Genomic DNA, 19,204 nt, shown 5'->3' on the forward strand with positions numbered 1-19,204 from the left:
CAATTTTACCATGAAAAGGCTTCAGATACCCTCAGTACTTATCTTCATCATCCTTTTGCTTACTGGTTCCGCAGGGGCCCAGGATATCCGGGAAAAACTGGAGGAAATTGCCATCATCGACCAAAAGGTTATGATGCCCATGCGCGACGGTGTACGCCTCGCCACTGATATTTACAGACCTAAAACCCAGGAAAAAGTTCCGGTAATATTTTCCAGAACACCCTATAATTTCAATTCCTGGGGAGATGGAGAAGAACGAACAAGAACGTACGAGCGCGCCATGGAAGCAGTCTCACACGGATATGCCTATGTTGTTCAGAATGAACGCGGCCGTTTTTTCTCCGAGGGTGAGTGGGATATTCTGGGAACGCCGCTTACAGATGGGTATGATGCCTTCACCTGGCTCGCAGAACAGCCATGGAGCAATGGCAAGATCGGAACACTGGGATGTTCGTCAACAGCTGAATGGCAAATGGCAGTAGCCGCAATGGATCATCCGGCCCATGCAGCCATGGTCCCCCAGGGTTTTGGTGCCGGTGTAGGACGCGTTGGAGATTACTATGAACAGGGCAACTGGTACCGGGGCGGTGCCGAACAAATGCTTTTCTTTGCCTGGCTGTACAATACCCAGCATGACGAAATGAAGCCGCGTCTCCCTGAAGGAGCGACGCAGGAAGACCTCCAGCGGATTCAGCGATTTTATGATATGGCTCCGGAATACCCGAGAGTTGATTGGTCTGAAGAGCTTTATCACCTCCCGATACAGGATATGATCAAAAATGTTGACGGACCGAAAGGTGTTTTTGAAAAAATGGTTCGCAGGAAGCCAAATGACCCGGCCTGGTATGAAGGAGGGCTCTATCACGACGATATGGGATTTGGTGTTCCAAGCTTTTGGTTTGTTTCATGGTACGATGTTTCCACGAGTCCGAACCTCGCACTGTTCAATCACATCCGGAATAATATTGATGATCCCGAAGTTGCAGATAATCAATACCTGGTGATCGCCCCGACGCTTCATTGCGGATATACACGTGCAACAGAGAATACCATTGTGGGTGAGCGCAGTGTGGGTGACGCACGCCTCAATTATGACGAGCAGATCTATGGTTGGTTTGATCACTGGCTCAAGGGAGAAGAGAACGGTTATCCTGAAAAAATGCCCCGCGTTCAGTACTACACAATGGGGAGCAACAAGTGGCAGACATCCGACACATGGCCTCCCCGCGAAGCTTCTCCCGTTACATTGTTTTTAAACAGCAATGGCAACGCAAACAGTCTTTTCGGAGATGGCAAATTATCCCTGGACCCACCCGCGAAGGAGAGTGCAGATCGATTCACATATGACCCCATGAACCCCGTTACCTCATACGGTGGCAACGTATGCTGCACCGGAAATGCGATTCAGGGGGGATCATTCGACCAGCAGGAAATGGAAACGCGCAATGATATTCTTGTATATACCTCCGAGCCGCTGTCAGAAGGAATCGAGGTAAGCGGCTTCATCGAAACAATGCTGTATGTTTCGTCTGATGCAAAGGATACCGATTTCACTATTAAGATCATCGACGTATATCCTGACGGAAGCGCCTATAACCTGGATGAAACCATTCAGCGTGCGCGTTACCGGGAAGGATATGAAAAAGAGGTCTTCATGAAAGAAGGTGAAGTATATCCATTGAAATTATCACCAATGTCGACCAGTAATTATTTTGAAAAAGGACATCGGATACGTATTGAAATTTCCAGCAGTAATTTCCCGCGCTTTGCCAGAAATCTCAATACAGGGGGTAATAACTATGATGAATCAGAAGGTGTAGTAGCGCATAATGTGATACATCATTCCAAGAAATATCCTTCTCAGATTCAATTGCCGGTGGTCGGTAAACTATCGATGTCGGCTAATCAACAGTAACGGTTACCGGCCGGCCGCTTTTCCAGACGACGGACGGCTTGAGCCGCCCCTGCTGATAAAACACTGCACGGTAATCGTCGGTATCGTAGGCTTGCATATCAGCCCATTCACCCGGCTCGAGCTTGCCCCTGTCGGCAAGACCCAGTGCATCAGCTGCGCGGAAGGTAATGCCGGCAAGTGTTTCGGCAATGGTCAGTTTTTCGAAAGTACCAAGGACGGATGCCTGCATCACCAGGTCACCCATTGGGGCAGATCCCGGATTCCAGTCGCTGGCGATGGCCAGTTTTCCTCCCTTATCAAGAATGTTGCGTGCAGGTGTGAACGCCATTCCCAACCCCAGCGAGGCGCCGGGTAGTGCGACTGCGGTTGTTTCCGAAGCACTGATCAGGGAAATTTCCCCTTCACCCGAAGCCTCCAGATGATCCACCGAACGTGCATTTACCTCTATACCTACTTCACTACCACCAACAGAAAACTGATCTGCATGAACGGTAATATCAAAACCCATCTTGCCCGCCTCCTGCAGATAATACAGGCTATCAGCAGGGTTAAAGGCTGTTTTCTCTATAAAAATATCAATACGGTTTGCCAGTCCATCTGATTTGATCTGCGGAAGCAACTCCTGAAGTAAAACTTCCAGGTAGGCACGTCCGGTGCCCTGAAAATCGCGCGGCTTCATATGTGCAGCCAGGCAAGTGGGAATAAGCCCGGCTTCTGTTAATTTATTTGCCTCATTGATCGCATGCAATAATTTCAATTCAGCAGCTACAGAAAGTCCGTACCCGCTTTTAACTTCGATCGTGGTTATACCATCATTCAGATGGCGTTGCGCACGCTCCACTGTGCGGCGAATGAGTTCATCATCAGATGCTTCGCGTGTCTTCAGAACAGAAGACCAGATGCCTCCCCCAGCTTCGGCGATTTCAAGATAGCTCTTCCCGGCGACGCGTAGCGCATAGTCGAGAACCCTGTCTTTTGCCCAGCATAAATGCGTATGTGCATCGATGAAACCCGGCATAACAACCATATTCTCCCCGGCATGATCATTCTTCGCCTCTGGATTTGCCGACTGCAGGTGGGCATAATTGCCGATTTCAATGATTTTTCCATTTTCGGTCAGGATGCCCGCATCTGAAATTTCAGTAACATCCGAATCTGAGAGGGGTCCGCGCATTGACAGGCCACCAAGGGAAATAACTTTCTTGAAAGGTCCGTGAAGAATGATCATAATGACAGGTTAAAAGCTTCCCGGTTCGATATCGCTGTTTCATATCCCGCATCGCTGTGACGGAAAATACCCATAGCCGGATCATTAAAAAGAACTCTTCGTATGCATCGTTCGGCGCGGTCGGTGCCGTCGGCAAGTACAACCATGCCCGCATGCTGGGAATATCCCATGCCAACCCCGCCCCCATGATGAAAGGACACCCAGGTTGCACCACCGGATGTGTTCGACATCAGATTCAACAGCGGCCAGTCAGAAACGGCATCACTTCCGTCCAGCATTGATTCTGTTTCGCGATTGGGTGAAGCTACTGAACCACAGTCCAGGTGATCCCTTCCTATGACAATCGGAGCACTTACCTTTCCACTGCGAACCAGGTCATTGAATATCAGGCCGGCTTTCTCACGCTCTCCCATTCCGAGCCAGCAAATCCTGCTGGGCAGTCCCTGGAACGCAATTTTATCCTTTGCCTGCCGCAACCATATGATCAGATCTTTATTTTCCGGAAAAGCTTCAATCAGGGCTTCATCGGTAGCATAGATATCTTCCGGTTTCCCTGAAAGTGCCACCCAGCGGAAAGGCCCTTTTCCCTCGCAAAATAACGGACGAATATAGGCCGGTGTAAATCCGGGAAAACGAAACGCATCCTTCTCTCCCCCCTGTCGGGCGAACTCCCGCAGGTTATTTCCATAATCAAAGGTAACGGCACCGCGGTCCATCAATGCAAGCATAAAGCCTACGTGACGGGCCATGCTTTTCAGGCTTCTTTCTTTGTAGGTCGCAGGATCCGATTTACGCAGTGCCAGCGCTTCTTCAAGTTGCATTCCATTCGGAACATATCCGTTTACCGGATCATGGGCTGAAGTCTGATCGGTAAGTACATCCGGAATGATGTCATCGGAAAGCAGCCGCTCAAGCACATCCCCGATATCACCTACAAGCCCAACCGATAATGCCTTTCCACTCTCCCGGGCCTCCAGCACCCATTTCACCGCTTCTTCGTAAGAGGTTGTCATTCGGTCGATGTACCTGGTTTCCAGTCGTTTCTCAATTCGTTTTGGATCAATATCAACCCCCAGAAAACTCGCTCCTGCCATGGTTGCGGCCAGTGGCTGAGCTCCGCCCATTCCACCCAGGCCGCCTGTGACAAGCAATTTATGACGGAGGTCGCCGTTAAAATGCTTTTTAGCACAGGCCATGAATGTCTCATACGTACCCTGAAGGATTCCCTGCGAACCAATGTATATCCAGCTGCCTGCTGTCATCTGACCATACATCATTAAGCCGCGTTCCTTCAGCGATTCAAAATGCTCCCAGTTTGCCCAGGCAGGCACGAGGTTGCTGTTGGCGATAAGCACCCTCGGTGCTTCCGGGTGTGTTCGCACCACTCCAACCGGCTTCCCCGATTGAACGAGCAACGAATGATATTCATCCAATTGAAGCAATATCTCAATGATCTTTTCTACGGATTCAACATTCCGGGCAGCCTGTCCGGTGCCGCCATAAACAATCAGGTTGGAGGGATCTTCCGCAACCTCGGCATCCAGGTTGTTCAGCAGCATACGCAGCGGTGCCTCGGTTTGCCACGACCTGGCATGAAGCTCATTTCCACGCGGTGCCATGTACGAAGGATGTTTCGCGAATTGCTGAATAAAACTTTTCAAATCAGTCATAGTTCTGAGTTTATATCTAATTCAAGTTCTTCGGCGGCACGTGCCACCATCTGTAAAAATTCTCCGGAGATCATTGAATCATGCAACACCTCCATATCCCCACTGAATATGCGGTCTCTTTCCACATGTTCAACACGGGAACGGATCCACTTATGAACGGTCTCCAGGATCGGACTGCTGGTACGGGGTCTGCGAAAATCCATTGCCTGAGCAGCATACATGATTTCAATTGACAGAATGTGATACACATTGCCCGCAACTTCATAGGCCTTCCGCGCACTGATCGATCCCATTGAGACATGATCCTCCTGGCCCATGCCTGTAGGAACGCTGTCTGCACTGGTAGGAAAACACATCGCACGGTTTTCCGTAACAAGTGCCGCCTGTGTATACTGGGGAATCATGAATCCCGAATTTACTCCCGCCTCCTTTATTAGCATGGAAGGCAACCCGTATTTTCCCTCCAGCATGAGATAGGATCTTCGCTCTGAAATATTTCCCAGCTCTGCGGCCGCAATGGTCGCATAGTCAAGGGGTATGGCCAGTGGCTGGCCATGAAAGTTCCCGCCGCTTACCGAACGGCCGTCGGGCAACAAAATAGGATTATCAGTGACAGAATTCAATTCAACTTCCACCATTTGATCCAGGTGCAGGTATGCATTTCGGGATGCTCCATGAACTGCGGGCATACAGCGCAGTGAGTACGGGTCCTGAACACGCTCACAATGTTCGTGCGACTTGAGGATTTCAGATCCCTCGAGCAATTTACGGAGGCGCGAAGCAACCAACCGGCTCCCGGCGTAAGGCCTGAGTTCATGAAGTGCGTTATCAAAGGGTTTGGATGATCCTTCAAGACCCTCCAGAGAAAGAGCGCCAGCGATATCAGCGATATCCAGCAAGGACGAAAAACGATCGGCAAAAGCAACAGCAAAGGCAAGAATGAACTGAGTCCCGTTAATGAGTGCCAGACCTTCCTTCGGCCCGAGACTAAGTGGCTTGAGACCGTGTTCTGATAAAACTTCTCCGGCTGGTCTTTTGACACCCTTATCCATTACATATCCGTCTCCGATGAGAGGAAGACATAAATGTGCCAGTGGCGCAAGATCCCCCGAAGCCCCGACACTGCCCTTTTCGGGCACTATGGGCAGGATATTATGATCCAGGTGCCACATCATCCGCTCCAGCGTCGCAGGTTGAATTCCAGAATAACCGCGTGCCAGGGAATGTATTTTAGTTATGAGCATCAGTCGCACAACAATATCGGGAATAGGTGCCCCTACCCCTACACTATGACTCCTGAGTAAATTATACTGCAGTTCAATTACCTGGTTGCTGCTAACCCGTGTCGAACAAAGCGGACCGAACCCCGTGTTAACACCATATACAGCTTCTGTACCGCCGGCAATCTCCAGCGCCCGCTGCCAGCTTTTATGAATTGCCTCCCGGGCTCCTTTGCCAATAACACCCTGCATATCTCTCCTTGCCAGCTGCATGGCCAGCCCGATGGTCAGTCTGTCCTCTCCGTATTTGAATTCCATAGGTTAGTTAGTAACAGTATCAACAGTAAATGAATAGCCGGTCTTATGTAGCAAATGGAGCAACTCCGGACTCGTCTTGTGCATGCGAACAGGCTTGCTGCCAAATTCTGAAAACAGTTGAGCAAACATTTTACCTGCAAGGCCGCGCTTCCGGAAACCCGGCAATACATAGATATCCGACATTAAAATCTCGTTGGGATGCGGAGTGAAACACATGATACCTACCAGCAATTCACCTTGTCTTACTGTGATGAAACGATTACCCTGATCCATCGAAACATCATTCGATTCCAGGAAAATGCTCATTTCCTGATTCAGGGTGGTAGTGCTATGGAGTGCGACTTCTTCGTTACGATGAAGAATATCAAGTGCGGTTGAAGCAATCTGACCGGAATCCAGCGCAGCCTCCAGATCGTCAAGCGTCTGAAGTAATGAGGGATCGAGGTGTTCCCTGAAACTCATCTCAAAGGCTCTCCACATCGGCAACACCTTCTCCATAAGTAAATTTCCTTCCGGAGTCAGCACAATTTCCTTCCGCCGCTGGTCCTCGTTCGATATACGGATATCAATCAATCCTTTCCGTTCCAGTTGCGCAATAAGCTGTGAAATGGCTGAATGACTCACTTCCAGTTCACGGCTAAGCTCAAGTATTGAACATTTTGGTTTTTGCTGCAATACATAAAAAACAGGAAACCAACTGGTCTCGAAGACTACTTCTGACTGGCTGTAAACGGTTCTTACCTCGGTAAGGGCCCTGTCACCAAGCCGCTTCAACCGGGACCCAAGGGTAAGAAATCCTGCTTTTTTGTATAACATAATAGTATTTATATAAGTACTTACAAATATAATATCAGATCATGTCAGACAAAAAATATTTAATCTAAAATTTCAGATTTTATTCACCCATTCTTCCGCTGGGTTGCGGTCTCACCAGGATAGTTGAAAAGGCATCTCTTCTTAATTGCCGCAGCCACCTTTCGGGGTACCTGGGATTCCCATCCTTCTTCACCCGATTGTATCATCTTCAGTACATCATCACTGATAATGTGCAGGTGTTCTTTATTCACATTGCGAATATTTACCAGTTTATCATTGTCGAGCAGGAATTTGAACAATGACTGCTGATTCGCGGGCAGCTCAAAATTATCAAGCGTATAGAGTTCGTCGGAGCCCTCGCGCTGCGATGGATAAACGTAGAGTTTCACATTATGTCCGAAAAGCGTTCCGAATGCTTCCAGCACGCCCCCCCGAAGATCGGTGTAATACTTTTCATCAAATACACGCTGTAGGTTATGAATCCCCAGAATGATACCGATTTTTCTCCCACGCGTAACGTCAGACAGATACCCCACGACCTTATAATATTCCTGATAATTTGAGATCATCACATTCTGTCCCAGGGAGCAAATAATGTCCACCCGGTTCAAAAAATCCTTCTCATCGATCTCACCGTCGGTTTCCAGGTTGGTAAGCGTTAATTCGGTAAGCACCATGATCCGGCTCTTATCGACGTCTGCCTCCCGCTTAAACTGTCTTCTTGCAGCAAGCAGCATGTCAACATTTACATGGGTCACCGGCCTGAACCTACCTCGCAATACAAGCACATTTCTTTTATACAGCGCCTCACTCGGCTGAAGAACCTCGCCATCCGGACCGAACATAGCGGCCTGGGTAAAGCCGCTTCGAACAAGTTTCAGTGCCATCAGACGGCTATCCACATGTTTGAAATCCGGGCCACTCAACCGAAACATATCAATCTCCACCCTGCCCGGCAGCAGTCCGTCCATTAATGACAACAGCATTTCCTCTGGCTCTTCCAGGAAGAAACAGCTGAAAATCATATTCACACCGATCACACCAATGGCCTGTTGCTGCGAAACCGCCTCATTATCATGCATTTTCACATGAATAATGCACTCATTAAAGTCTCCAAGGGGCTTAAGCTGAAACCGTAAGCCAATCCAGCCGTGAGCCTGATTGGTACGCTTGTAGTTCAGCGATTCCATGGTATTGGCAAAGGCAAAAAACCGTTGCGTTTGTGCTTTCAGCGGAAGGCGTTCAGTAAGAAGATCATATTCATGATCAAGCATTTTTTTAAGCCGGGCCTCGCAAACATATCGTTCATGGGCTCCATAGATAGCATCAGAAAATGCCATGTCGTAGGCAGACATCGTTTTTGCTATCGTACCGGAAGCTCCTCCGGCGCGGAAAAAATTCGAGGCCACATCCTGACCGGCCCCGATCTCTGCCAGGGTGCCATAGATGTCATTTTTCAGATTGATCTGTAAGGCACGTTCCTTCGTGGTTAATTTTCTTCGCTCATTCATGATCTGTTCCCGGCATCATACCAATACCAAAGTTATCGGTTTCAAAAGGTTTTCAAGAATATCCGGCATTTCTTTTTTATTAATTCGTACCGTTAACATAATGTAAACCACTGCAGGGAATTATATTTTTTGAATATTAGGTAATTGTCCATATTTTGGCCCCCGTAAAAAATAAAATCTTATGGCAAACAGAGGAGGTTTTTCTAGCAGAATTGGATTCATCGTTGCGGCGGCGGGATCTGCGGTCGGCTTAGGTAATATCTGGAAGTTCCCGTATGAAGTAGGTCAAAACGGAGGTGCAATGTTTTTGCTGGTCTACCTTCTGTGTACGTTCATCATTTGTTTTCCCATTATGGTGGGTGAAATTGCGATAGGCCGTCACGCCAAAAGAGATGCATATGGTTCCTATGCCACAATTGGAGGCAAAAAATGGGGTTATATAGGCCTTTTTGGAATCCTCTGTGGGATCATGATCCTTTCCTTTTACAATGTGGTCGCCGGGTGGGCATTCGGATATTTTATCGAAATCTCATTCAGTAATCTGTTGGCAGAAACCAGTTTTAGTGAATTCTTTGGTCGCTATACGGCCGACTTTGGTGATAATCTGATTTTCTCTGTTTGTTTCATGATCATCACCGCATTCATTGTGGTCAAAGGCGTGAGCGGTGGTATAGAAAGGGCATCAAAGATCCTGATGCCGATGTTGTATGTGATACTGATCGGCCTCATTATTTACTCACTCACGCTGGAGAACGCCATGGATGGTATTCGATTCTACCTCCTCCCTGACATCACCAAACTGAATGCTGAAACGATTTATTCGGCACTCGGACAGGCCTTTTTCTCCCTGTCTCTGGGTATGGGAGCACTGGTAACATACGGCTCATACATTGATAAAAACCAGAATATTGTAGGCTCTGCGGCAATGATATCGATTATGGATGTCTCTGTCGCGTTCCTGGCAGGCTTGCTCATCTTTCCCCTGGTATTTTCCCAGGGTCAGACACCATCCGAAGGTCCGGGTCTTGTATTTGTTGCCCTTCCCGGCGTTTTCAATGCGATGGGGCCGCTGGTAGGCAGAATTGTAGGTGGCGGATTCTTCCTGCTGCTTTGCTTTGCGGCACTTACCAGTACGATCTCCCTTCTTGAGGTTCCTGTTGCCTACCTGGTGGATGAAAAGAAATTACCAAGAAAAGCAGTGGTATGGGGTTTGGCCGCATTCATCTTTGTGGTGGGTCTTCCCAGCATGCTATCGCAGGGTGCTGTTCGTGCATTCTCGTCAATGTCCTGGTACGGGGATAAATCCTTCCTGGATTTTGTAAGTGAGGTTTTCTCCGACATCAGTCTGCCGCTGGGTGGCTGCCTCATGTCAATTTTCATTGCTGTTCGATGGAAGAAACATAATCTTTCGGAAGAAATCAGTCATGGTTTCCCGAATTACAAGGGATCCATCCATGAAAAGATCATAAATACCATGATCACGGTAATCTCACCTGTGTTACTGGGCTTTATGTTTATCAATACGGTGCTGTCGAAGTTTTTCGATATCTCAATTTTCTGAGATAAACTCCTGACGTGCCTTTTCAACCAGCTGCTTCCATTTTTCTGTGGAAGGAGTCTGGCCCTTATGAAAAGAACCGATGAGCCAAGGAACAATTTCAGGGGAATAACCGAACCGCTCGGCAACGTTATGGCAAAAATCAACCTCTTCGGTTGCAATGATACCATCCGCATACACCAGCTGCATAAGGTCGAAGAACATATTCATTTTCTGTTCATGCGTCTCCGGAACAAACAATTCATATGCCCTGTCATTATTGATCATCACTGTGATCTGACGATCTTTAAGTCCGTACCGGCTGCCCAATTTGTACAATAATTGTTCCTCGGCCGGATCCATATAGCCATCTGACTTGGCCAGGGCTATGAGGTTGCCCAGGCTCTTCTTCTTAAAAGACAAGTATTGAAATTCAAAAAATCCAATCATGATGCACCGTTAGATCTATGGGTATATATCTGATTTACAATCGAAAGGTAAACACTATTTCACCATGGGATCAGAGTCCCGAAGATGGCGGCGTAGTATTTTCCCAACATTGGATTTTGGTAGTTCATCCCGGAACTCAACATATTTGGGCCGCTTGTAACCCGTTAGATTTTCATGACAATATTCCTTTATTTCTTTTTCATTGAGTGAGGGATCTGATTTCACAATGAATACCTTCACTACTTCTGTTGAATGCTCATCAGGTACTCCGATTGCGGCTACTTCAAGAACCTTATCGTGGTTTGCAATCACATTTTCCACTTCATTCGGATATACATTAAAGCCGGATACATTGATCATGTCCTTTTTGCGATCGACAATCTTAAAGAACCCGTCGGCGTCCATTACTCCCATATCCCCGGTCCTGAACCATCCACCCGGGAAGAACACATCGGAATTATCCTTATTCCAGTATCCGCGCATAACCTGCGGGCCTCGTGCGCAAATCTCCCCTACTTCACCCTGGTCGAGCATTTTTCCTTTTTCATCGAATATGGCCATTTCTGTACCCGGGGTAGGCAAGCCGATTGTCCCCATCCGGTGCGTCCCGTCGAGCGGATTACAGGAAAGTACCGGAGATGTCTCGCTGAGCCCGTAGCCCTCAACAAGTGGTGTACCTGTAACGTCTTGCCATTTTGTGGCAACGAAATCCTGAACGGCCATTCCTCCTCCAATGGTTCCTTTCAGGTGGGAAAAATCTACGTTTTTGAAATCGGGCTGACTTAACAAACCATTAAAAAGGGTATTCACCCCTGTCATCAGGGTAAAGGGGTGTTTCTTCAGCTCCTTGATAAAGCCTTTCATATCCCGCGGATTCGTTATCAGGATATTTTTGGCGCCTACACGCCACATCAGCATACCATTAACTGTAAGAGCAAAAATATGATACAACGGAATTGCTGTAATCATAACATCCTGCTCTGATGCTTTCAATAAAGGCGTAAACCATAACCGCGTCTGCCGGGTATGTGCAAGTACATTACCGTGAGAAAGCTGAGCTCCCTTTGAAACCCCCGTTGTTCCTCCTGTGTATTGCAGAAATGCGAGGTCATCAAGTGAAATATCAACCGGGTCAAAACTGAGTTTTTCACCCTCACGCATTGCTTTATTAAATGAAACTGCCTCCGGGATGGAATATGCCGGAACCATCTTCTTGACACGTCTGACTACAAAATTTACGAGCTTTCCCTTTAGACCGCCCAGCATATCACCCAATTCGGTGATGATAATATTCTTTACAGGTACCGATTTAAGAACCTTTTCCAGGTTGGAAGCAAAATTCGCCACGATTATCACCGCCTTCACCTCAGCATCCCTGTACTGATGCTCCATTTCACGGGGGGTATACAACGGGTTGGTGTTTACCACGATCAGGCCTGCCCGCAGTGCCGCCATCATTACCACCGGATACTGCAGCATATTAGGCATCTGAACAGCAATCCTGTCACCCTTCTGCAGGTGAAACTTCTTTTGGAGGAATGCGGCAAGATGCAGTGATTTCTCATTCACTTCCGCATAGGTCAATGCCTTTCCCATATTCTCAAAAGCATCGCGGTCTGCATATTGCTTACAGCAATCAATCATCATTTCGGCAATTGAACGATAATCCGGCCCGTTCACTTCTGCCGGAATGCCGGCAGGATAGTGCTTAATCCAGGGAAAGGTGATTTTTTCCATAATTCTATAATTATTGTAGCTATCAAAGATTGCAAAAATTGCAGAATATTAAAATTTTCATGGGATACTGTCAGCAAAATGCCCACAGATTCACCATCGAATATAAATCTTTGAAACCATATAGGAATCAGGACAGCAAAAAAAGAAAGACCTGCCCGGATTTCCGAACAGGTCTTACCACTTGCATGAATTTTGAACCCTTCCAATGCAGCTAATCACGCTGAGCTGCAGCTGTAGGAGGAGGATTCGAACCTCCACGGGGAAGTTAGGCACACCCCTAGCTAACGGGTTGCTTTTTTCCTTCATCCCCACCCCCGAGACAGGAGGGCATGTCTGCCAATTTCAACATCCTACAGTATAAAACCGATACGCTTTCGTATACGGTTGCTGTAGAGGAAGGATTCGAACCTCCACGGAGCGGTTAGGTCTTTCGACTTTATTCCGGATTTGCTCCACCCCCGAGACAGGAGGGCTTGTCTGCCAGTTTCAACACTCTACAGTATCGCTTTTGATATTTCAAAGTTAGTAATTAGCCTCATTTTTTAAAATTATATCAAACATTGAGCTTAATATTTATGATATTTTTAAATATTAATCGTACTTTGTGAAATAGTAAAAAAAACACCACTCAATTATGCCGCTTCATTATGAAATTGACAATGTGGATATCCGCATTTTGGAAATCCTCATGAAAAATGCCAAGAAACCCTATACCGAGGTAGCCAAACTGATCCCGGTTTCAGGTGGCACGGTCCACGTACGTATGCGAAAAATGGAGGAAATGGGCATTGTCCAGGGCACCACGCTGCAAATCGATCATACCAAGCTTGGATATGACATCACTGCGTTCATCGGAATATTTCTTTCTAAAAGTGAACTCTATGACCAGGTGATTTCAGAGCTGCACAAGATCCCGGAAATTACCAACGTCCACTATACGACCGGAAACTACAGTATGTTCGCCCGCATCCATTGTCGTGATACCCAGCATTTAAAAGATGTGCTTCATGATAAAATTCAGCGTGTTGAAGGAATTGTACGCACCGATACTATGATATCCCTGGAAGAAAGTATCAACCGAAATATCGAGCTCAATCTGTAAATTGATCGATATTTCCTTTCCTGTCATTGGATTTATCTATAGTAAAAATCGATTTTACGGAACCAGATAGAGTAAATTTTGTTGTACATTTGTACGGTAATTTGAAATTAGTCTAAATAATCCAAATGAGTAAAGACAATCAAATATTACAGGAGTTCACTTCGAAAGAATATGAGCATGGCTGGAACATAGATCTGGACGCCGATCAGGCTCCAAAAGGTCTGAATGAAGATATCATTCGTTTTATTTCAGCAAAAAAGGAAGAGCCCGAATGGCTCCTGGAGTGGCGGCTGAAAGCATACCGTAACTGGGAAAAGATGAAGGAGCCTGTATGGGCCAACCTCACCATCCCTCCCGTGAATTACCAGGATATTATCTATTATTCAGCTCCAAAACAGAAAGTAAAACCCAAGAATCTGGATGAAGTAGACCCTGAACTACTGGAAACATTTAAGAAACTGGGCATATCTCTCGAAGAACAAAAGCGTCTCACGGGCGTAGCCGTTGATGCCGTATTAGACAGTGTTTCAGTAGCTACTACCTTCAAATCGAAATTAGCCGAGCTGGGTATCATCTTTTGCTCATTCAGCGAAGCTGTGAAGGAACACCCTGAACTCATTAAAAAATATTTAGGTTCAGTGGTGCCGGCCAATGACAACTATTTCGCAGCACTGAATTCCGCCGTTTTTTCGGATGGTTCATTCTGCTACATTCCAAAAGGAGTTCGTTGCCCGATGGAATTATCTACCTATTTCAGAATCAATGCTGCAAACACAGGACAATTCGAACGCACATTAATTGTTGCTGAAGAAGGATCCTATGTGAGTTACCTGGAAGGCTGCACGGCCCCCATGCGTGACGAAAATCAACTTCATGCCGCTGTGGTTGAAATTTATGTGAAAGAAAATGCGGAAGTAAAATACAGTACCGTACAAAACTGGTATCCCGGAAGTAAAGAAGGCAAAGGGGGTATATACAACTTCGTGACCAAGCGGGGCATTTGTGCCGGAAACAATTCTAAATTGTCCTGGACGCAGGTAGAAACAGGGTCAGCCATCACCTGGAAATACCCTTCATGTATCCTCAAAGGGGATAATTCAGTTGGTGAATTCTACTCAGTAGCCGTGACCAACAATTATCAGCAGGCTGATACAGGAACCAAAATGATCCATATTGGAAAAAATACGCGATCACGGATTGTTTCCAAGGGGGTTTCAGCCGGTAAGTCACAAAACAGTTACCGGGGCCAGGTGCACGTATTAAAACGCGCATCAAATGCACGAAATTTCTCCCAGTGTGATTCATTGCTGATGGGCAATCTCTGCGGTGCGCATACCTTCCCCTACATCGATATTGAAAATTCTACTGCGCAGGTGGAACATGAAGCAACCACTTCAAAAATTGGTGAAGACCAGATATTCTACTGCACTCAGCGTGGGATCGATGAAGAAAGTGCTGTAGCGCTTATAGTAAACGGGTATTGCAAGGAAGTTCTCAATCAGTTGCCGATGGAATTTGCGGTAGAAGCGCAGAAGTTGCTTGCCCTCACATTAGAAGGTTCAGTAGGTTAAAAATAACAGACATTTCAAAATATAGTTCGTATGCTAACGATCAAAGATTTACATGCATCCATAGAAGATAAGGCCATCCTGAATGGCATTAACCTGGAAGTTAAGCCAGGTGAAGTTCATGCCATTATGGGACCTAACGGATCAGGTAAAAGCACATTGGCCTCCGTTCTGGCAGGCCGTGAGGATTATGAGGTAACACAGGGTTCTGTAGAATTCAACGGTCAGGACCTGCTCGAATTGAGTCCGGAAGACCGGGCCCGTGAAGGCGTTTTCCTCGCATTTCAATATCCGGTGGAAATTCCGGGTGTAAGTACCACAAATTTCCTGAAAACGGCATTGAACCAGGTACGTGAATACCGGGGTGAAGAACCGTTGGATGCGGTTTCGTTCCTTACCCGCATGAAGGAAAAAATGAAACTGGTAGAGATTGACCAGGCATTACTCAGCCGTTCCCTCAATGAAGGTTTCTCAGGCGGTGAAAAAAAGCGGAATGAAATTTTCCAGATGGCCATGCTCGAACCCAAACTGGCAATCCTGGACGAAACAGATTCAGGCCTTGACATCGATGCATTACGAATCGTTGCAAACGGTGTGAATAAACTCAAAACCCCTGAAAACGCTACTATTGTCGTAACCCACTATCAGCGACTGCTGGATTATATTGTGCCGGATTTTGTACATGTCCTTTATAAAGGAAGGATCGTGAAATCAGGAACCAAGGAACTGGCGAAAGAGCTGGAAGAAAAAGGATACGACTGGATCAAGGAAGAAATCGACGCCCAAACTGCATAAATTATGACAGAGATGATGGAACACATCAAGGAGTTATTCGCAGCTGATGAAGCCGCAATGAATGGTTCTGCCAGTCCTGTATTGCAAGATGTGCGTAAAAAAGCATTTACCGTATTTGAAAAACAGGGCATTCCGGGGAAAAAACACGAAGAATATAAATACACCGACCTTTCGAAGGTGTATCTGAAATTCAATGATATTGTTCCCGGTAAGCAAAGTACTGCCTCGGCAGAAAACATATCAATTGATGGGATTTCGGCGAACGAACTTGTTTTTGTGAATGGCAGGTTCAATGCAGAACAATCTAAGATCATTGATAAAGCACTTGAGGTTTCGGACCTTACAGAAGCCCTAAAAAACAATGTGGTGGCTCAAAAGGCCTATGGTAGAACCGGTGATTTGGAGAAAGAGCCATTCCTGGCGCTGAATACCGCATTCAGCAGATCCGGTGTCTTTATTCATGTCCCCGGAAACGTTCGCCTTGAGCATCCTGTTATTCTTCACCATTTCACTGATGCTTCGGAAAAACAGCTCACGTATGTTCGTCATCTGGTGGTAGCCGAGAACTGCAGCGAAGCAACATTTATTGAAAAATTTGATTCCAAAGGATCAGAAGAGTTTTTACTGAATACCGTAACCGAAACTTTTGTTGCCTCAAACGCCTCGATCCACTGGTTCAAGATCCAGAATGATCAGGCACAATCCTATATCATTGATCAGCTACAGGTTTACCAGGAACGTGATAGTCGGTATGCGGCCACAACAATCACGCTCAATGGAAATACCATCCGCAATAATGTAAATATTGCCCTCGATGGTGAAAATTGCGAAACACACCTGTACGGGTTATACGCAATCGACGGCAAAACCCATATAGACAATCACACCTCCGTTGATCACATTAAACCGCATTCATTCAGCAATGAACTATACAAAGGAATTCTGGATGATCAGGCGGGCGGTGTATTTAACGGTAAAGTTTTTGTTCGTCAGGAAGCCCAGAAGACCAATGCATTCCAGTCAAATAAAAATATCCTGCTTTCCGATGAAGCGACAGTAAATACCAAGCCTCAGCTTGAAATCTGGGCTGATGATGTGAAGTGTTCCCATGGTTGCACCACGGGTCAGATTGATCAGGAAGCCCTGTTCTATCTGCGCTCGAGAGGTTTATCAGAGAAATCAGCGCGTGCGCTGATGTTGTATGCCTTTGCACTTGAGACCATAGACCATGTTGAAAGTGAGCCACTCAAGAAATACCTGGAATCACTTATCAGTCATAAACTCAATTTCAAATTTTCATGAGTACCGAAGTAGGCCATACTTCGCTGGATATTGATAAAATCCGCAAGGAATTCCCGATTCTGGACCAGTCCGTCAACGGGAAGCCACTGGCCTATTTCGATAATGCCGCCACAACACAGAAGCCGCGGCAGGTGATTGACGCGCTTACAGAATACTATTCCGGATACAATGCGAATATCCACCGGGGTATTCACACACTGGCAGAGAAAGCGACCCATGCCTTTGAGCAAACAAGGGTCGCAATGCAGACTTTCATAAATGCCGGGGAAAAAGAAGAAATTATCTTTACCAAAGGAACGACAGATTCCATTAACCTGGTGGCAGGATCATGGGGCAGAAAGGAGATCCAAAAGGGTGACGAGATTATCCTTTCCGGACTCGAGCACCATTCCAACATCGTTCCGTGGCAGCTTCTGGCACAGGAAAAAGAAGCGATCATACGTGTCATTCCTGTCCGTGAAGACGGCAGTCTGGATATGGATGCATTCAAATCGCTGCTAACAAACAGAACACGACTAGTGGCTGTTAATCACGCCTCCAACAGTTTGGGAACCATCAACCCGGTAGCTGAAATTACATCACTTGCCCACGGGGCAGGCGCGCTGGTACTTATTGACGGAGCACAAGCCGGGGCGCATCTGAATATTGATGTTCAGGCCCTGGATTGCGATTTCTATGCTTTATCAGCCCACAAATTCTACGGTCCTACCGGAACCGGTGCATTATATGGCAAACGGGCGATCCTGGAGTCGATGCCGCCGTATCAGGGTGGCGGGGAAATGATTCGTGATGTTTCATTTACTCATACCACCTACAACGATATTCCGTACAAGTTTGAGGCAGGAACACCCAACATAGCTGACGTAATTGCTATGAAAGCGGCCATTGATTTCATTACAACCATGAATAAATCCAGCATGGCAGCCTACGAAAGCGAGCTTCTCGCATATGCCACCGAACAAACGAGTTCACTGCCGGGTTTCAGGGTGATTGGAACAGCTGCAAATAAAGTAAGTGTCCTTTCGTTCCTTATCGAAGGAATCCATCCGTTTGATATTGGTCAGATGCTGGATGCACGCGGCGTTGCTGTTCGAACAGGTCACCACTGCACGCAGCCGCTCATGGAGCACTTCGGAATTGAAGGAACTGTAAGAGCATCATTTGCAGTTTACAATACCATAAAAGAAATTGATCAGATGGTGGAAGGCATCGACCGTATCATTCGATTTTTAAAGTAATGGCAAAACCGGTAAACGATATACAGCAGGAGATTATTGATGAATTTGGCATCCTTGAAGGGGATCGCGAGATGACCAATTTCTATATCATGGAACTCGGACAAAAACTGACGCCACTGAACGAATCATTCAAAACGGATGAATATATCGTAAAAGGGTGCCAGTCAAAAGTCTGGCTTCATGCCCATATGGAAGATGGAAAGGTCTTTTTTGAAGCCGATAGCAATACAGCGATCACTAAAGGACTTGTAAGCCTGCTTGTTCGGGTCTATTCCGGACAAACACCTGAAGATATCATCAATACAGAATTATACTTTCCGTCTGAAATCGGCATGGACAGGTTTATTGGAACACAGCGATCTAACGGTTTTGCCGCGATGATCAAACAGATGAAATTATATGCGATTGCATTGAAGAGTCAGAAGGAGTCGATATGAATGAGCAAACAAGTATAAACCAAGACAAAGCGACAATGAAGGATCAGATCGTTGAGGCCCTGAAACGCGTATATGACCCTGAAATACCGGTGGATATTTACGAGTTGGGATTGATTTACGAGATCGAAATTCATCCGCCGAACAACAGTGTCTTTATTCTTATGACACTCACTTCACCCAACTGCCCGGCAGCGGAGAGCATCCCTGTAGATGTAGACCGGGAAGTTAGCCTGGTGGAAGGTGTGGGCGATGTAAATGTCGAGATCACCTTCGACCCTCCCTACTCTCAGGACATGATGTCTGAAGTAGCAAAACTCGAATTAGGATTTTTATAATTAAATACGAACACATTAAATAAAT

The 19,204-nt window shown here is 46.5% G+C and carries 16 protein-coding genes; 9 read left to right on the plus strand and 7 right to left on the minus strand.

Going from position 1 to position 19,204, the window contains the following annotated elements; all coding sequences use genetic code 11:
- The first annotated feature begins 10 nt into the window (after positions 1-10).
- Positions 11-1,915, plus strand: coding sequence for a CocE/NonD family hydrolase (locus LDX50_RS01505; RefSeq protein WP_225696633.1), 1,905 nt, complete (start codon positions 11-13; stop codon positions 1,913-1,915).
- Here the strand turns inward: LDX50_RS01505 and hutI are convergent.
- The 5 genes from hutI to LDX50_RS01530 form a co-directional block, all read right to left on the minus strand.
- Positions 1,902-3,143: an imidazolonepropionase gene (gene hutI / locus LDX50_RS01510; protein WP_225696634.1), complete on the minus strand. Its 1,242-nt coding sequence runs from the start codon at positions 3,141-3,143 to the stop codon at positions 1,902-1,904. The genes LDX50_RS01505 and hutI overlap by 14 nt on opposite strands.
- Positions 3,140-4,813 (minus strand): urocanate hydratase, encoded by a 1,674-nt coding sequence (hutU, locus tag LDX50_RS01515; protein ID WP_225696635.1) that lies wholly within the window; start codon positions 4,811-4,813, stop codon positions 3,140-3,142. Before hutU ends, hutI begins: the two co-directional genes overlap by 4 nt.
- A complete protein-coding gene (gene hutH / locus LDX50_RS01520; RefSeq protein ID WP_225696636.1) occupies positions 4,810-6,351 on the minus strand; it encodes a histidine ammonia-lyase in 1,542 nt (513 codons plus the stop codon). The genes hutU and hutH overlap by 4 nt, the downstream gene beginning before the upstream one ends.
- A 3-nt stretch (positions 6,352-6,354) precedes the next feature.
- Positions 6,355-7,167, minus strand: coding sequence for a bifunctional helix-turn-helix transcriptional regulator/GNAT family N-acetyltransferase (locus LDX50_RS01525; RefSeq protein WP_225696637.1), 813 nt, complete (start codon positions 7,165-7,167; stop codon positions 6,355-6,357).
- A gap of 83 nt (positions 7,168-7,250) precedes the next feature.
- Complete coding sequence (locus tag LDX50_RS01530) at positions 7,251-8,678, minus strand: TonB-dependent receptor (RefSeq protein ID WP_225696638.1); 1,428 nt, start codon at positions 8,676-8,678, stop codon at positions 7,251-7,253.
- Positions 8,679-8,859: 181 nt separating this feature from the next.
- Here LDX50_RS01530 and LDX50_RS01535 point away from each other — a divergent pair, with 181 nt between their 5' ends.
- Positions 8,860-10,239: a sodium-dependent transporter gene (locus LDX50_RS01535; protein ID WP_225696639.1), complete on the plus strand. Its 1,380-nt coding sequence runs from the start codon at positions 8,860-8,862 to the stop codon at positions 10,237-10,239.
- On the opposite strand, the gene LDX50_RS01540 is transcribed toward LDX50_RS01535, so the two are convergent.
- Both LDX50_RS01540 and LDX50_RS01545 read right to left on the minus strand, forming a co-directional pair.
- On the minus strand, positions 10,228-10,665 hold the full coding sequence (locus LDX50_RS01540; RefSeq protein WP_225696640.1) for a tellurite resistance TerB family protein: 438 nt from the start codon (positions 10,663-10,665) through the stop codon (positions 10,228-10,230). The genes LDX50_RS01535 and LDX50_RS01540 overlap by 12 nt on opposite strands.
- 54 nt (positions 10,666-10,719) lie before the next feature.
- Positions 10,720-12,402, minus strand: a complete 1,683-nt coding sequence (locus LDX50_RS01545; RefSeq protein ID WP_225696641.1) for an AMP-binding protein — start codon at positions 12,400-12,402, stop codon at positions 10,720-10,722.
- A gap of 634 nt (positions 12,403-13,036) precedes the next feature.
- On the opposite strand from LDX50_RS01545, the gene LDX50_RS01550 reads away from it, so the two are divergent.
- The 7 genes from LDX50_RS01550 to LDX50_RS01580 all read left to right on the plus strand — a co-directional run bounded on the left by LDX50_RS01550 (position 13,037) and on the right by LDX50_RS01580 (position 19,179).
- Positions 13,037-13,504 (plus strand): Lrp/AsnC ligand binding domain-containing protein, encoded by a 468-nt coding sequence (locus LDX50_RS01550; RefSeq protein ID WP_225696642.1) that lies wholly within the window; start codon positions 13,037-13,039, stop codon positions 13,502-13,504.
- Between the two features lie 125 nt (positions 13,505-13,629).
- Positions 13,630-15,075, plus strand: coding sequence for a Fe-S cluster assembly protein SufB (sufB, locus tag LDX50_RS01555; RefSeq protein ID WP_225696643.1), 1,446 nt, complete (start codon positions 13,630-13,632; stop codon positions 15,073-15,075).
- Between the two features lie 30 nt (positions 15,076-15,105).
- Entirely contained in the window at positions 15,106-15,867 is a 762-nt protein-coding gene (gene sufC, locus LDX50_RS01560) for a Fe-S cluster assembly ATPase SufC (RefSeq protein WP_225696644.1), read from the plus strand.
- A 3-nt stretch (positions 15,868-15,870) separates the two neighbouring features.
- Positions 15,871-17,169, plus strand: coding sequence for a Fe-S cluster assembly protein SufD (sufD, locus tag LDX50_RS01565; RefSeq protein WP_225696645.1), 1,299 nt, complete (start codon positions 15,871-15,873; stop codon positions 17,167-17,169).
- Positions 17,166-18,407: an aminotransferase class V-fold PLP-dependent enzyme gene (locus LDX50_RS01570; protein ID WP_225696646.1), complete on the plus strand. Its 1,242-nt coding sequence runs from the start codon at positions 17,166-17,168 to the stop codon at positions 18,405-18,407. Before sufD ends, LDX50_RS01570 begins: the two co-directional genes overlap by 4 nt.
- Entirely contained in the window at positions 18,407-18,844 is a 438-nt protein-coding gene (locus LDX50_RS01575; RefSeq protein WP_225696647.1) for a SufE family protein, read from the plus strand. Before LDX50_RS01570 ends, LDX50_RS01575 begins: the two co-directional genes overlap by 1 nt.
- A gap of 35 nt (positions 18,845-18,879) precedes the next feature.
- The gene (locus LDX50_RS01580; protein WP_225696648.1) at positions 18,880-19,179 is read left to right on the plus strand and encodes an iron-sulfur cluster assembly protein; all 300 of its coding nucleotides are present in this window, start codon (positions 18,880-18,882) and stop codon (positions 19,177-19,179) included.
- The last annotated feature ends 25 nt before the right edge of the window (positions 19,180-19,204 follow it).

The sequence above is a fragment of the Fulvivirga sedimenti genome, assembly GCF_020328055.1.

Bases quoted from the DNA above. Each gene is read 5' to 3' on its own strand.
- LDX50_RS01570 (WP_225696646.1), top strand. From the start codon at position 17,166: ATGAGTACCGAAGTAGGCCATACTTCGCTGGATATTGATAAAATCCGC.
- LDX50_RS01530 (WP_225696638.1), bottom strand. From the start codon at position 8,678: ATGAATGAGCGAAGAAAATTAACCACGAAGGAACGTGCCTTACAGATC.
- sufC (WP_225696644.1), top strand. From the start codon at position 15,106: ATGCTAACGATCAAAGATTTACATGCATCCATAGAAGATAAGGCCATC.
- LDX50_RS01550 (WP_225696642.1), top strand. From the start codon at position 13,037: ATGCCGCTTCATTATGAAATTGACAATGTGGATATCCGCATTTTGGAA.
- LDX50_RS01535 (WP_225696639.1), top strand. From the start codon at position 8,860: ATGGCAAACAGAGGAGGTTTTTCTAGCAGAATTGGATTCATCGTTGCG.
- hutU (WP_225696635.1), bottom strand. From the start codon at position 4,813: ATGACTGATTTGAAAAGTTTTATTCAGCAATTCGCGAAACATCCTTCG.
- LDX50_RS01525 (WP_225696637.1), bottom strand. From the start codon at position 7,167: ATGTTATACAAAAAAGCAGGATTTCTTACCCTTGGGTCCCGGTTGAAG.
- LDX50_RS01540 (WP_225696640.1), bottom strand. From the start codon at position 10,665: ATGATTGGATTTTTTGAATTTCAATACTTGTCTTTTAAGAAGAAGAGC.
- sufB (WP_225696643.1), top strand. From the start codon at position 13,630: ATGAGTAAAGACAATCAAATATTACAGGAGTTCACTTCGAAAGAATAT.
- LDX50_RS01545 (WP_225696641.1), bottom strand. From the start codon at position 12,402: ATGGAAAAAATCACCTTTCCCTGGATTAAGCACTATCCTGCCGGCATT.
- hutH (WP_225696636.1), bottom strand. From the start codon at position 6,351: ATGGAATTCAAATACGGAGAGGACAGACTGACCATCGGGCTGGCCATG.
- sufD (WP_225696645.1), top strand. From the start codon at position 15,871: ATGACAGAGATGATGGAACACATCAAGGAGTTATTCGCAGCTGATGAA.
- hutI (WP_225696634.1), bottom strand. From the start codon at position 3,143: ATGATCATTCTTCACGGACCTTTCAAGAAAGTTATTTCCCTTGGTGGC.
- LDX50_RS01505 (WP_225696633.1), top strand. From the start codon at position 11: ATGAAAAGGCTTCAGATACCCTCAGTACTTATCTTCATCATCCTTTTG.
- LDX50_RS01575 (WP_225696647.1), top strand. From the start codon at position 18,407: ATGGCAAAACCGGTAAACGATATACAGCAGGAGATTATTGATGAATTT.
- LDX50_RS01580 (WP_225696648.1), top strand. From the start codon at position 18,880: ATGAAGGATCAGATCGTTGAGGCCCTGAAACGCGTATATGACCCTGAA.